General features: G+C 59.3%; 13 protein-coding genes. 5 read left to right on the forward strand and 8 right to left on the reverse strand.

The window, feature by feature from the left end; translation table 11 throughout:
• Nucleotides 1-79: 79 nt before the first annotated feature.
• The 6 genes from ACR0JN_RS11310 to ACR0JN_RS11335 form a co-directional block, all read right to left on the reverse strand.
• Nucleotides 80-1075, reverse strand: coding sequence for an ABC transporter ATP-binding protein (locus ACR0JN_RS11310; RefSeq protein WP_480816072.1), 996 nt, complete (start codon nt 1073-1075; stop codon nt 80-82).
• Between the two features lies 1 nt (nt 1076).
• Nucleotides 1077-2105 carry a Gfo/Idh/MocA family protein gene (locus ACR0JN_RS11315; RefSeq protein ID WP_480885683.1) on the reverse strand — a complete coding sequence of 343 codons (1029 nt, stop codon included), beginning with the start codon at nt 2103-2105 and terminating at the stop codon, nt 1077-1079.
• Nucleotides 2102-2941 carry a carbohydrate ABC transporter permease gene (locus ACR0JN_RS11320; protein ID WP_480816074.1) on the reverse strand — a complete coding sequence of 280 codons (840 nt, stop codon included), beginning with the start codon at nt 2939-2941 and terminating at the stop codon, nt 2102-2104. The genes ACR0JN_RS11315 and ACR0JN_RS11320 overlap by 4 nt, the downstream gene beginning before the upstream one ends.
• Nucleotides 2942-2954: 13 nt before the next feature.
• On the reverse strand, nt 2955-3869 hold the full coding sequence (locus ACR0JN_RS11325; protein ID WP_480816075.1) for a carbohydrate ABC transporter permease: 915 nt from the start codon (nt 3867-3869) through the stop codon (nt 2955-2957).
• 65 nt (nt 3870-3934) lie between these two features.
• Entirely contained in the window at nt 3935-5185 is a 1251-nt protein-coding gene (locus tag ACR0JN_RS11330) for an ABC transporter substrate-binding protein (RefSeq protein ID WP_480885684.1), read from the reverse strand.
• Between the two features lie 12 nt (nt 5186-5197).
• Nucleotides 5198-6097, reverse strand: coding sequence for an N-acetylmuramic acid 6-phosphate etherase (locus tag ACR0JN_RS11335; protein ID WP_480885685.1), 900 nt, complete (start codon nt 6095-6097; stop codon nt 5198-5200).
• Nucleotides 6098-6255: 158 nt separating this feature from the next.
• On the opposite strand from ACR0JN_RS11335, the gene ACR0JN_RS11340 reads away from it, so the two are divergent.
• From ACR0JN_RS11340 to ACR0JN_RS11360, 5 genes are all read left to right on the forward strand, one after another.
• The gene (locus tag ACR0JN_RS11340) at nt 6256-7143 is read left to right on the forward strand and encodes a glucosamine kinase nucleotide-binding domain-containing protein (RefSeq protein ID WP_480885687.1); all 888 of its coding nucleotides are present in this window, start codon (nt 6256-6258) and stop codon (nt 7141-7143) included.
• Nucleotides 7140-7907, forward strand: a complete 768-nt coding sequence (locus tag ACR0JN_RS11345) for a GntR family transcriptional regulator (RefSeq protein WP_480816079.1) — start codon at nt 7140-7142, stop codon at nt 7905-7907. The genes ACR0JN_RS11340 and ACR0JN_RS11345 overlap by 4 nt, the downstream gene beginning before the upstream one ends.
• 8 nt (nt 7908-7915) lie before the next feature.
• Nucleotides 7916-8947, forward strand: coding sequence for an SIS domain-containing protein (locus ACR0JN_RS11350; protein ID WP_480885689.1), 1032 nt, complete (start codon nt 7916-7918; stop codon nt 8945-8947).
• On the forward strand, nt 8944-10101 hold the full coding sequence (gene nagA, locus ACR0JN_RS11355) for an N-acetylglucosamine-6-phosphate deacetylase (protein ID WP_480816081.1): 1158 nt from the start codon (nt 8944-8946) through the stop codon (nt 10099-10101). The genes ACR0JN_RS11350 and nagA overlap by 4 nt, the downstream gene beginning before the upstream one ends.
• Nucleotides 10102-10465: 364 nt before the next feature.
• On the forward strand, nt 10466-11578 hold the full coding sequence (locus ACR0JN_RS11360) for a porin (protein WP_480885691.1): 1113 nt from the start codon (nt 10466-10468) through the stop codon (nt 11576-11578).
• Between the two features lie 48 nt (nt 11579-11626).
• On the opposite strand, the gene ACR0JN_RS11365 is transcribed toward ACR0JN_RS11360, so the two are convergent.
• Together ACR0JN_RS11365 and ACR0JN_RS11370 are read right to left on the reverse strand one after the other, a co-directional pair.
• Nucleotides 11627-12511, reverse strand: a complete 885-nt coding sequence (locus ACR0JN_RS11365) for an MBL fold metallo-hydrolase (protein WP_480816083.1) — start codon at nt 12509-12511, stop codon at nt 11627-11629.
• 116 nt (nt 12512-12627) lie between these two features.
• The gene (locus ACR0JN_RS11370) at nt 12628-13032 is read right to left on the reverse strand and encodes a rhodanese-like domain-containing protein (protein WP_480885692.1); all 405 of its coding nucleotides are present in this window, start codon (nt 13030-13032) and stop codon (nt 12628-12630) included.
• Nucleotides 13033-13149: the final 117 nt, after the last annotated feature.

Genomic DNA, 13149 nt, shown 5'->3' on the forward strand with positions numbered 1-13149 from the left:
AGGTCCTTCGGCGAGGCGGTTGGGCTTGGTCTATCCCATACGTCCGATGGAACGGCCCGTCCAATCGTTTTCTCTTAGGTCAGAGCCTTTGGCCGTCGCCGTCAAAGGAAAGCACATCGGTTTGCTCGAAGGTGATGCCGACCTCGGCCCCCGGCGACACGCGATGCTGGCCGAAAGCGCGTATCGTGAAGGGTTTGTCGGTTCCGATATTGACCAGAACATTCGTATCCGCGCCCAGATTTTCCACATGCACGACAGTCCCCGACAATGGCCCGGCGTCACCCAGTCTGGCGTATTCCGGGCGGATGCCGAAGACGGTACCGGTGCTGCCACCAATCATCTCAGCCGGAACGAAATTCATTGCCGGAGAGCCGATGAATTCGGCCACAAACCGGTTTGCGGGATTGTTATACAGCTCCATCGGGGTGCCGACCTGCTCGATCCGACCGCTGCGCAGAACCACGATCTTGTCGGCAAGCGTCATGGCCTCGGTCTGGTCGTGGGTCACGTAGATCATGCTGGCGCTGATTTGGCGGTGCAGGTTGGCGATCTCGACCCGCGTGTTCAGGCGCAGGGCTGCGTCCAGATTGGACAGCGGCTCGTCGAACAGAAACAGTTTGGGGTTGCGCACAATCGCCCTGCCAATGGCGACACGCTGGCGCTGACCGCCGGACAGTTCCGCCGGGCGGCGTTCCAGATAGTCCTCCAGCGACAACATCCGGCTGGCCTCGGTGATCCGGCGCGAGATTTCGTCCTTGGCGTGGCCCGCCTGTTTCAGACCCAGCGCCATGTTCCCCCGTACCGTCAGGTGTGGATACAGCGCATAGGATTGAAACACCATCGCAATGCCACGCTTGGCGGGCGGGACGGTATTGACCTGCTGACCATCAATTTCCACCGTACCCGAGGTCGCATCCTCGAGCCCCGCAATCACCCGCAACAGGGTGGACTTGCCACAACCCGAGGGGCCGACGAACACCACAAACTCATTCTCCTCGACGGTCAGGTCGATGTTCTTCAGCACGTCGACGTCCCCGAAGGATTTACAAACGTTTGAGAGGGTCAGGGCGGTCACGTTACGTCTCCTTCAGGTCGACCGGCTGGCCGGTCCGAATGCTGTGATCGGCGGCAAGGCAGATGCGCAGGGATTGCACGGCGTCGTTCATGTGACGGGTCAGGTCGATATCTTCGGCAATGGCTTTCAGCATGTAAGCCTGTTCCGCATCACAAAGCTGCTGGTGGCCCGGCTCACCTTGCATCTCGATCAAGGTGTCGCCATCGGGTCTGTGCACCAGAATGCCGCCGACCTTGGTATGCCCGTCCACATCATCCGACTCGCCCTTGTTGCCTTCGGTGATCGACACGGCCCCGTTGGGTGAGACGATGTCTTTCACGAAAAACGCGGTTTCCGACATCATCGGGCCCCAGCCCGCCTCGTACCAACCGACCGAGCCGTCCTCGAAAACGACCTGAAACTGGCCGTAATTGTACATGTCGGGGGCGATTTCGTCGGACAGACGCAGGCCCATGCCGTTTACGCGGACGGGTTGCGCGTCGGTGATCTGGCACATGACATCCACGTAATGCACCCCGCAATCGACAATAGGCGAAGTTGTTTGCATCAGTGCCTTGTGCGTTTCCCATGTCGGGCCGGTGGATCGCTGGTTCAGGTTCAGGCGGAAGACGTAAGGGCCGCCCAGATCGCGCGCCTCCGAGATCAGTCGCATCCACGAGGGGTGGTGGCGCAGGATATAGCCGACGACCAGCTTGCGGTTTGTCTCGACCGCCTTGGCGACCACACGGCGCGCATCCTCGACAGTGGTTGCCAGGGGTTTTTCAACGAACACATGCGCCCCGGCCTCCATCGCGGCGCAGGCAAAATCCGCGTGGCTGTCGGAATAGGTAGCGATGACCGCCAGATCGGGTTTGGTTTCGGCCAAAGCTGCGTAGAAATCGGTGAATACCGGATAGCGCTGCAGGTCAGGATGCCCGACCTCACCCGACCGGTTCACCAACCCGACGATCTCGGCGTCCGGATGGTGATGGTGCGCCACCGCATGGCTCAGCCCCATATTTCCCAGACCTGCGACAAGAACCCGGATCATTTGACCGCCCCCGAGGTGATGCCGCGGATCAGTTGCCGCGAGAAGATGACGTACAGGATCATGACCGGCAGGATCGCCATGCTTAGCGCAGACAGAACCGCGTTCCAGTCGGTCACGAACTGGCCGATGAAGACCTGACTACCCAGCGTCAGGGTTTTTGTCTCTTCCGCCGGGGCGAGGATCAGCGGGAACCAGAGGTCGTTCCAGATCGGGATCATATTGAATACTGCCACCGTCGCCATCGCGGGGCGAACCAGCGGCAGGACGAGACGGAAGAAGATGGTGTATTCGCTTAGCCCATCGATACGGCCTGCGTTCTTCAGGTCATCGCTGACCTGCCGCATGAACTCGGACAGGATGAACACGGCCAGTGGCAGGCCCTGCGCCGTATAGACGAGGATCAGCGCCATCAGCGTGTTGACCAGCCCGGTCGCCACCATCATCTCAAGGATCGCCACGGTGCCGATACGGATCGGGATCATGATACCCAAAGCCAGATAGAGCCCCATCAGGGTGTTGCCTTTAAACCGATACTCGCTAAGCGCAAAAGCCGCCATCGCCCCGAACAGCAGGATGAAGAACAGCGACGCCACGGTGACGATCATCGAGTTCTGGAAATACAGGAAGAAATCCCCCTGTTTCATCACCGTCTGGTAGCCGATCATCGAGAATGTCTCGGCGTCCGGCAGGGCAAGCGGTTCGCGGAAGATCGCTTTGCGGGTCTTGAAGCTGTTGATCAGGATCACAAAGACCGGGAACAGCGCGATCAGCGTGTAGAGGATCAGCGCGCCATGCATTGCGGCGAGGTTGAACGGATTTCTGCGGGCTTTGTTCATGTCTCGCGCCCCCTCAGAACTGATACCGGCGGATGCGGGTCTGGATCAGGAACAGGTACAGGCAAACCCCGGTCAAGATGATGAAGAACATCCCCGTCGCGATGGCCGAGCCCATATGCGGGTCGCCCAGTTGCAACTGGAAGCCAAAGAAGGTGCGGTACATGAACGTACCCAGAATATCGGTCGAATAATCCGGTCCCGCCAGCGCGCCTTGTGCGGCATAGATCAGGTCGAACGCGTTGAAATTGCCCACGAAAGTCAGGATCGATATAATACCGATCGACGGCAGGATCAGCGGCAGCTTGATCTTCCAGAAGGCGGCCATGCCGGTGATGCCTTCGACCTCGGCGGCCTCCAGAATCTCTTCTGGGATGGACAGCAGGGCAGCGTAGATCAGCATCATCGGGATGCCCACGAACTGCCAGACCGAAACCAGCGCCAGCGTGGTCAGGGCATATTCCTCTTTCCCCAGCCAAGGGGCGTAGAGCGATTTGAGGCCAACGGATGCCAGCAGATCGGGCGCAATGCCCCATATCGGCGACAGGATCAGTTTCCATGCAAAGCCGACAATGACGAAAGAAAGGATCGTCGGGATGAAGATCGCCGAGCGGTAGAAGGCGGCAAACCTCAGTCGCGGATGGCTGAGCATCGCCGCCAACGCGATGCCGATTGGGTTCTGGACCAGCATATGGATGAAGAAGAACCAGAAATTATTGCCCAAGGCGTTCCAGAAGGCGTCAGACCACAGCGGGTCGCCGAACAGGGTACGGAAGTTTTCGAGGCCAACAAAAACGCGCGCCTGATCAACCTCGGTGTACAGCGCAAGCCGCAAAGTGTTGAACAGCGGAAAGACCATGACGGCCGAGTAGACAAGCACAGCAGGCGCAAGAAAGACCACGATGTGCCATTTGATCCGGCTGGTGCCCATAACATGCCTCGAAGGTTCAGAGTGGTTCCGGCCGTTGGGCCGGAACCGTTGGTGGGGTGAGTGGCTTACTGATGTGGCGCGTACCAGGTGGCCAGGCCGTCCTGCAGGCGTTTCCCGGCATCTTCAGGGCTTTCCGTGCCTTTGATGACGTTGACCGAGGCGTTCCAGGTCTCGTTTTCGAGGTTCGGCGTACCGCGCGACAGGATCTGGTAGGTCGAGCGGATCGTGCTTTCGCACTCATCACGCCAACCGACGATTTCCTTGGCCAGCGGGTCTTCCAGCTCGACCGGAGTGCTGGAGAGCGGGAAGAAGCCCGGAAGGGCGTTGCCAAAGATGCTCGCAAATTCGGGGCTTGCGACCCAAGCCAGGAAGGTGCGTGCGGCTTCCTGGTTTTCGCTTGCCGCGTTCATGCCGATGCCAATATCGGTGTGGTCCGAAATATAGCAGGTGTCGCCTGCGTTCTGGACCGGCGGCTTGAAGGCGCCCATTTCGAAATCGGCCTGCGTGTTGAAACCCGAGATTTCCCAGCTGCCTGCCGGATAGATCGCGGCGCGGCCCAGCGTAAATAGGTTCTGGCTGTCGGGATAGGTCTGAGCTTCATACCCGTCGCCCAGATATCCACCCCACTTGGCCAGCGTCTCATAAGGTGCAACCCACTGAGAATCGGTCAATTTCTGCTCGCCCTTGATCAGCGCAAGGCGGCCTTCTTCACCTTTCCAGTAGTTCGGGCCAATGTTGTTATAGCCCATGGTGGCGGCTTCCCACTGGTCATTGGTGCCCATGGCCATCGGGATGTATGTGCCGTCTTCCTTGATCTTTTCCAAAGCGGCAAAGAACTCAGCCTCGGTGGTCGGAACTTCGATGCCCAGCTCGTTGAACGCGTCCTTGTTGTAGATGAAGCCATGGATCACAGACGCCATCGGCACGCAGAAGCTGGCCGAGCCGTCGTCCGTCTGCCATGCGGATTTCGCCACATCCGAGAAATTGCCCATCGCATCCAGATCGGACAGGTCGGTCAGGTGACCGTCCTCATAAAGCGCCAGCGAAGCGTCGAATGGGCGACATGTGATCAGATCGCCTGCGGAGCCAGCTTCGAGTTTGGAGTTCAGAACGGCGTTGTACTCAGCCGGGGCGGAAGGTGTGAATACCACCTTGATGTCCGGATGCTCGGCCTCGAAGGCCGGGATGATCTTGTCCTGCCACAGGGCCAGGTCGTCGTTACGCCAGCTTTCGATGGTCAGTTCCGTTTCCGCATATGCGGTCGTGGCCAAAGCCGATGAGGCCAGCAGAATTGCGCTGAGCGACGTCTTTTTCATAGTTATTTCTCCCTATTGATTTGAGTTTGTTTGAAGTTCTTGAAGCGCCGGGCGCAGATGCCCGTCGGATTGGGTCAGCAATTCTTCTGCCTGCCGGATGTCAGAGGCCCCCGATGCCAGCAAAACCGCCTGTTTCAGATCGCCCGATGTCTGGTCCAATGCCAAACCGGCCTCGGCCTCGGACACTCCGGCGATTTTCGTTATGATGCCTTCGGCACGATGCCGCAGTTTGAGGTTGTCGGCGATAACATTGACCATCATCCCGTCATGCACATGCCCCAGCCGGATACCCATCAGCGTGGACATCATGTTCAAAGCCACCTTTTGGGCGGTGGCAGCGCCCATCCGGGTCGATCCAGCGATGATCTCGGGCGGCGTATTCAGGAAAATCGCGCAATCGGCGTGATCGAACAGTGGGGCGTTTTCGTTATTGGCGATACAGATGGTCTTGGCACCTGCAGCCCGAGCCTTGCGTGCGAAATGAAGCGGGTAGGGGGTCGAGCCGCTGGCTGATATGGCGATCACCGCATCGCCGGGTTTGACCGTGGCCGAGGCTGCCTTGGCCGCTTCGGCATCGTCTTCGGTGTGGCCGGGCATGGCGGCACCGGAAGGAATTCCCCCCGCCACGCAGATCGCGATGGAATTCGGCGACAAACCGTAGGTGCCCGGCAACTCGGCCCCGTCCGCAAGCCCCATCAGGCCCGACGAACCCGCTGCCGCATAGTAAATACGACCGTTGTTTTTAACGGTCGCGGTCAGAATCCCGGCCCCCTGCGACAGGTCGGCCAGGCAGGCATCCAGGCCCGCCAATGCCTCTTTCTGCGCAGTCAGCAAGCGCGCGAGAATGTCGGCATCAGGGCGCAGGTCAAGGCCCTCGGCACCATCACGCAGCATTTCGGTTTGCGGCAGCATTTGATTCCCCTTTGGTGCTCTTATCTAATACCTATACAATACCTTTTGTCTACCTTTTGTTTGAATTTCTCCGTTTTAGTCTGTATTTACGTAGAAATCACGTCGTGTTACGCGCAAAGGTCTTTTTTTCGGATCAAAGGTATTGTAAAGGTATCTATATGGCCGAGTCTCTCCCATATCTCATCGCAATCGACGGTGGTGGCACAAGCTGCCGGTTCGCGCTGGAAACGCCTAAGCGCCGGATAGCGGTCAGCCTTGGCAGTGCAAATGTGTTCTCGAACCGAGAGGCCGCCCTGAACACGCTGGTTGCGGGACTTGAGGCACTGATGAACGAAGCGGGCCTGCCGCAAGACGCGCTGGCTGATATTCCAATCTACGCGGGCCTTGCTGGTGTCACCAACGCCGAAACCGCATCGCAAGTCGCGCGACATCTGCCGTCCCGGATCGTTCAGGTCGAGGATGACAGCCGGTCCGCCGTTGTGGGCGCGCTGGGGGATCGGGATGGGTGTCTTGTTGGCGTCGGAACAGGGTCCTTTCTGGCTCGGCAATCGAACGATAGCATTCGGTCCATCGGCGGCTATGGCCCGCTGATCGGGGACGAGGCCTCGGGCAACTGGCTGGGTACCCAGCTTCTGCGGCAGGTTCTTCTGGCTGCAGACGGGATTGAGCCGCCCAGCCCTCTGACCCGGGACATAAGTGCCCGTTTCAATAACAACCCGATGGAGGTTGTCGCGTTTTCTGGTGCCTCAAGCCCTGCGGAGATCGCAGACCTTGCGCCGCAGATCATCGAGGCCGCGAAACAGGGCGACCAGGTCGCCGATGCGCTGATGCAAAAGGGCGCCGGTTACATCATCGGCGGGCTAAGCGCGCTCGGCTGGTCGGCTGCCGAGCCGATCTGCGCCGTGGGCGGCGTTGCGCCTCATTATGCGGGTTATTTGCAGGTGGAGATGCAGCAGGCGCTTACGGAACCGAAAGGTACGGCCATCGACGGGGCGCTGAAACTGGCGCAGCGACTGGCGGAACGGGCAAAGGTCGGGGCAGCATGACTTTGGAAACCATCGAAAACTTCCTTGGCGACAACGGTTGGATGCATGATGCGACAGGCCCCCGATATGTGCGCCTGCGCAAACGGATCGAAGAAAGCATCGAACTGGGCGTGCTGGGCGAAAGCGCCCCTTTACCAGCCGAGCGGGAAATCGCCAGCCTGACCGGCCTGTCGCGGGTGACGGTGCGCCGCGCGATGCAGGATTTGGTCGATCGGGGCATTATCATTCAGCGGCAGGGCTCGGGCAGTTTTGTTGCGGACGGAACGCCGAAAGTGGAACAGTCGCTGTCCCGGCTGACCTCATTCACCGAAGATATGTCGCGGCGCGGTCTCGATTCCTCCAGCGAGTGGCTGGATCGGGGCATTCACACGCCCTCTCCGGAAGAAGTTATCGCGCTGGCCCTGTCGTCCGGAGAAGCTGTCGCAAGGATATCGCGCCTGCGGCGGGCGAATGACAAGCCGATGGCGATTGAACGCGCCTCATTGCCCATCGACATTCTGCCGAAGCCGCAACAGGTGGAATCCTCACTGTACGAAGTGCTGGAACGCAGCGGCAACCGCCCCGTCCGCGCCCTGCAGCGCATTTCGGCGATAAATCTGGAAAGCGAGGATGCCGCGCTTCTGGGCGTTCAACCCGGCGCGGCGGGGCTGCGCATCGTGCGCACCTCATACCTGTCCAACCGACGGGTCGTGGAATTTACCCGCTCAATCTATCGCGGTGATGCGTATGACTTTGTCGCAGAACTGCGCTTGGCCAACAACTAGGACATTCTATGCCACAGCAAACCACCCGGATGCGCCGGGAGATCGACGAAATACCGCTGGCCATCGAACGGCTTATGAGCCGGGGCCAAGGGGACATCTCTGCCGTCGCCGCGGTTGCGCGCGACCTTGATCCGACTTTTATCACCTCAGTCGCGCGTGGCTCGTCAGACCATGTGTGCACCTATCTGAAATATGCCTCCGAAATCCTTCTTGGCGTGCCCGTGGCGTCCGTGGGGCCGTCTGTCGCGTCGATTTATGATGCGCCGCTGAAGCTGCAAAACAGCCTGTGTCTGGCGGTGTCTCAGTCCGGCAAAAGCCCGGATATTCTTGCGATGGCCCGCAATGCCCGGCGGGACGGGGCCCTGACCGTCGCTCTGACCAACGACGCGGGTTCCCCGCTGGCCGCAGCCAGTGCGCATCCCATAGACATACAAGCGGGTCCTGAACTGAGCGTGGCGGCGACCAAGACATTCGTCAGTTCGGCGGTCGCTGGTGTTTGGATGCTGGCGGAATGGAGCGGGGATGAGGCCCTTTTGTCCGCCATCCGCGCCCTGCCGCAGCATCTGGAAAGTGCAGCGCGCATAGACTGGCCCGAGGTGCGCGACGCAATCGGCGCGCGGCCTTCGCTGTTCACGCTTGGGCGCGGGCAAGCCTTGGCGGTCTCCAATGAAGCCGCACTCAAGTTCAAGGAAACCTGCCAGTTGCACGCGGAAAGCTATTCGTCTGCCGAAGTTCTCCATGGCCCGGTTTCGATTGTCGAGGAAGGCTTCCCGGTTCTCAGCTTCGCGGCAGCCGACGCGGCGGAGCCAGCGCTTTCGCAGGTGTCCGACGCCATAAGCGCCAAGGGGGCCCGTGTGTTTGCCACGACCGCCAAAGTGCAACAAGCCACGCAGATCGACCATGTGCGCACGCTGCATCCCCTTACGGACGCGCTGAGCCTGATCGTCTCGTTCTACTCAATGGTCGAGGCTTTTGCAGCCTCGCGCGGCATTGATCCCGACACCCCGCGCCACCTAAACAAGGTGACGGAAACGGTATGACCGACGCGCTTCAGGCAATCACCGGGGCGGATATTCTGACGCCCGGGCAAGTTGTTCAGGGTCATGCTCTGTTGCACCGGCAGGGCCGGATCGAAGCGGTGGTACCTGAAGCGGAGGTTGACCCGACGGTCGCACCGACGGAACTAGAGGGTGGCCTGCTGGCACCGGGTTTCGTTGATCTGCAGGTCAATGGCGGCGGCGGCGTCATGTTCAACAATCAGCCGGACGTTGCGGCGTTGCGTCGCATGTCCGATGCCCATGCGCGGATTGGCGCGACCTCAATCCTGCCGACTCTGATCACGGACACGCCGGATGTCACACAACAGGCCTTAGACGCAGCGATTGCAGCCGTGCATGACGGCGTTCCTGGCATTCTTGGTCTGCATCTTGAGGGACCGCACCTCGCCCTGTCACGCAAGGGTGCCCATGACGCAGCCCTTATTCGTCCGATGGAACAGTCCGATCTGGACATGCTTCTAAAGGCGGCAGCGCGTCTGCCGGTGCTCAAAGTCACCGTGGCCCCGGAAAGCGTCTCGGTCGCGCAGATCAAGGCGATGGCGCAAGCGGAGATCGTGGTCTCGCTGGGCCACACCGATGCGTCCTACGCGGATTGCGTGGCCGCAGCTGAGGCGGGTGCAAGCTGCGTAACGCATCTGTTCAACGCCCAAAGCCAGATGGGCAATCGCGAGCCCGGCACCGTTGGCGCAGCACTGGCCTTGGGCGGGCTGTCGGCTGGGCTGATCGCTGACAAAATCCATGTTCACCCGGCCACCATGCGCAACGCGATGGAGGCAAAACAGGCTCCGGGGTTCGTTTTCCTTGTCAGTGACGCGATGGCGACGGCAGGATCGGACATCACAAGCTTTGAGTTGAATGGCCGTGAAATCCTCAGAAACCACAACAAATTGACGCTAGCCGACGGCACGTTGGCAGGCGCGCATCTGGAATTGCTGGATGCCGTCCGCAATGTGTCTGAAGTGACCGGAATACCGGTTACCAAGGCTTTGGACCTGGTCAGCCGCCTACCCGCCGCGTTGATCCGGAATGATCTGATTGGACGGCTATCCGCAGGATGCCACGCGCATATGGTACATATCGGACGTTCCGGCGATCTGGAAAACATTTGGCAGTTTGGGCGCAGGATCGACCGGTAAACGGGCCTATGGCTTTCAATTTCCCTTTGGCACAGGGGCTGCGACCTCTGAATCACTACCTTTCGCTCAAGTGTCTGGAAACGCATTCCAACATTCGTCAAAACGAATTGCTGCCCAGGCCGCAATCTGTGTTATCCTACATATGCGAGTTTGTTTATTTAACTACCGATTCTGAACAAAGATATTTCGACAGGAAAGGAGTGGAAACGCCCACCTAAGAAACCGGAACGCAAAACGCACTGCACCGGGCGATCAACAGGGATGTTTGCTGGCACATAACCCGGCCCGGATTCAGGCGGTGTGGACAAACGAGAGGGTCGTAAAGATGAAATTTAAAACCATAGCAACTTCATCGGCTGCACTGATGGCATCAGCGTTCGCCTTTCCGGCGGCTGCCGAACTGAAATACGATAACAATTCGGGCGGTTTTGTCGTCCTCTACGGTCAGTTTAACCCGGCCATAATCTCGGTCGATGACGGCCAGGAAACGGAAACCAACCTTCGCGACTATGACGCCTCTAACAGCCGGGTCGGCCTGCGTCTGGAACAGCCATATGGCAACAACACATTCCGGTTCCGGTTTGAAACCGCTCTGGGCCTGCCCAATTCCACGGAAACCGACCAGAACGGCAATGACTACAGCGGCTGGACGCGCGAGGATATCCGCCACGTGGATTTCTCGCTTGAAGGTGACTGGGGCACGTTCTCGGCCGGGCAGGGTAGCATGTCCGGGGACAGCGTCGCCGAACAGGACCTGTCGCTGGTCGGTCTGGTTCTGTATTCCTTCACCGCCGACTCCAACGCCTCGTTCCTGTTCCGTGATGACGCCGGTGTTCTGACCGGTCCGACCGTGAGTGGCACAACCGACAGTTTTGACGGCGCGCGCCGTGCGCGAATCCGCTATGACACCCCATCGTTCAACGGGTTCACAATCAGCGCCTCTTACGGCCAAAACCTTTTGGAGGAAGACTTCGACGATGACCGCGACTACTATGACGTCGCGATTTACTACCGAAACAAAGTGACCAGCAATATCGAGGTTGCCGCCGGGCTTGGCTATCTGGTCCGCAGCAGTGGCAACAGCGGTCCGGGCGGCAGCCAGAGTGCGCGGCGAGAGGACCTTGTTGGGTCCGCCTCGATCCTGGTGAACGAGCGCCTGAGTTTCACAATCGCCGCCGGGGAACGGGACGTAGACGGCAGCACCGCAACCGATCCCAGCTATTTCTACGCCAAGATTGCGTACCAAGACGATTGGTTCAGTTTTGGTAAAACCGGTATCGGCCTGCATTACTGGGACGGGTCCGACTTTAACGTCGACGGCTCAGATTCAAATGTCTGGGGGATCGGTTTGGTACAGGAAATAGATCGCCTGAACATGGAGGCCTATTTCTCGTATCAAGACTATGCCTATGACGACTCGTCAGACAGTTTCGATGACCTGTCGACCGTCGTTCTGGGCGCGCGCTGGCGGTTCTGAACCATAGAATGAAACCGGGCCGGGGAACCGGCTCGGCATCTTCAAGGGTCAGAGTTTGTTGACCGGCGTTTTGAGCATCATGTTCCCGTCTTCGTCCGTTGGCACTTCGCCACCGCGCATGTTCACCTGCAAAGAGGGCAGGATCAGCTTGGGAACGTCAAGCTGCGCATCCCGCTCGGTCCGGAATTTGATAAACTCGTCGCGGCTTTTGCCGCCGCCAACATGAATGTTCTTGGCCTTTTGCTCTCCGATCGTAGTCTCCCAGGCGATGGCGCGTCCACCGGGGCCGTAATCGTGGCAGATAAACAGCCGCATTTCATCGGGCAAGGACAGCACGCGCTGAATTGAATCGTATAGCTGCCCCGCATCCCCGCCGGGAAAATCCGCACGCGCCGAGCCGCCATCCGGCATGAACAGCGTGTCCCCTGCAAAGGCCGCATCGCCTATGACATGGACCATGCAGGCCGGCGTATGGCCCGGTGTGTGCAAGGCAAAGCACCTGAGAGATCCGATTGTATAGGTATCGCCATCGCCAAAAAGCGCCTCAAACTGCGATCCGTCGCGCTGGAACTCGGTGCCTTCGTTGAAAATCTTCCCGAACGTATCCTGTACGGTCAGGACGTGCTCGCCAATGCCGATTTTGCCGCCAAGCTCCTGCTGGATATAGGGGGCCGCCGACAGATGGTCGGCGTGGACATGAGATTCGATGATCCATTCCAGCGTCAGACCATGAGAGCGAATAAACGCGATGATCTGGTCCGCAGAGTCAAAGGTCAGGCGCCCGGCGGCCGGGTCGAACTCCATCACCGGGTCGATGATCGCGCAAGCCGTGCTGGACGGGTCGCGGACCACGTAGCTGATTGTGTTGGAAATCTCGTCAAAGAACCCGGTGACCTCGGGTTTGACAGCCATATCAACGGGTGGGATCGTCATCGCAGAGTCCTTCTGACTGGTCTGGTGCAACTGTAGCTTGCGGGGTCTAGGAAACAAAGGAAAGAGCCCGGGGCTCTCAGAGAATTTAGATCAGCCGCGCCTGTCACTTTGACAGGTCAGTCTTCGTCAACAAAACGTTCGACCGGCCCGCCCGATTTCTCCCAGGACCCGAACCCGTCCTTCAGATGCGCCGCCTCAAACCCCATATCCTGCAGGGTGGCCACGGTGATCGCCGAGCGCCAGCCCGAGGCGCAGTGAAAGACATATGTCTTGCCTTCCTGCGCAAAGATGTCCTTGTGATAGGGGCTGTCGGGATCGACCCAGAACTCGATCATGCCGCGCGGGGCGTGAAAGCTACCGGGAATGAAGCCGGTGCGCTGGCGTTCGCGCACGTCGCGAATATCGACAATCACCACATTCGGATCGTCGACCATCGCGATCAGATCGCTGGTTTCGATCTCTTCAATGCGGTCTCGGGCCTCTTGCACCATCTGCGCAGACGATTTTTTCAATGCAGCCATTCCAACCTTCCGGTTACTGTACGTTTTCCGAATATTGGCCGACCCAAAGACCCGTTGCAACCTGCCCAGCATCTGCCAACTGACCCCGAACCTGCTAACAGGTACCGGGTATTACTG

It is taken from the genome of Ruegeria sp. G12 (assembly GCF_056533565.1).

Bases quoted from the DNA above. Each gene is read 5' to 3' on its own strand.
- nagA (WP_480816081.1), top strand. From the start codon at position 8,944: ATGACCGACGCGCTTCAGGCAATCACCGGGGCGGATATTCTGACGCCC.
- ACR0JN_RS11325 (WP_480816075.1), bottom strand. From the start codon at position 3,869: ATGGGCACCAGCCGGATCAAATGGCACATCGTGGTCTTTCTTGCGCCT.
- ACR0JN_RS11370 (WP_480885692.1), bottom strand. From the start codon at position 13,032: ATGGCTGCATTGAAAAAATCGTCTGCGCAGATGGTGCAAGAGGCCCGA.
- ACR0JN_RS11360 (WP_480885691.1), top strand. From the start codon at position 10,466: ATGGCATCAGCGTTCGCCTTTCCGGCGGCTGCCGAACTGAAATACGAT.
- ACR0JN_RS11350 (WP_480885689.1), top strand. From the start codon at position 7,916: ATGCCACAGCAAACCACCCGGATGCGCCGGGAGATCGACGAAATACCG.
- ACR0JN_RS11315 (WP_480885683.1), bottom strand. From the start codon at position 2,105: ATGATCCGGGTTCTTGTCGCAGGTCTGGGAAATATGGGGCTGAGCCAT.
- ACR0JN_RS11335 (WP_480885685.1), bottom strand. From the start codon at position 6,097: ATGCTGCCGCAAACCGAAATGCTGCGTGATGGTGCCGAGGGCCTTGAC.
- ACR0JN_RS11320 (WP_480816074.1), bottom strand. From the start codon at position 2,941: ATGAACAAAGCCCGCAGAAATCCGTTCAACCTCGCCGCAATGCATGGC.
- ACR0JN_RS11365 (WP_480816083.1), bottom strand. From the start codon at position 12,511: ATGACGATCCCACCCGTTGATATGGCTGTCAAACCCGAGGTCACCGGG.
- ACR0JN_RS11345 (WP_480816079.1), top strand. From the start codon at position 7,140: ATGACTTTGGAAACCATCGAAAACTTCCTTGGCGACAACGGTTGGATG.
- ACR0JN_RS11340 (WP_480885687.1), top strand. From the start codon at position 6,256: ATGGCCGAGTCTCTCCCATATCTCATCGCAATCGACGGTGGTGGCACA.
- ACR0JN_RS11330 (WP_480885684.1), bottom strand. From the start codon at position 5,185: ATGAAAAAGACGTCGCTCAGCGCAATTCTGCTGGCCTCATCGGCTTTG.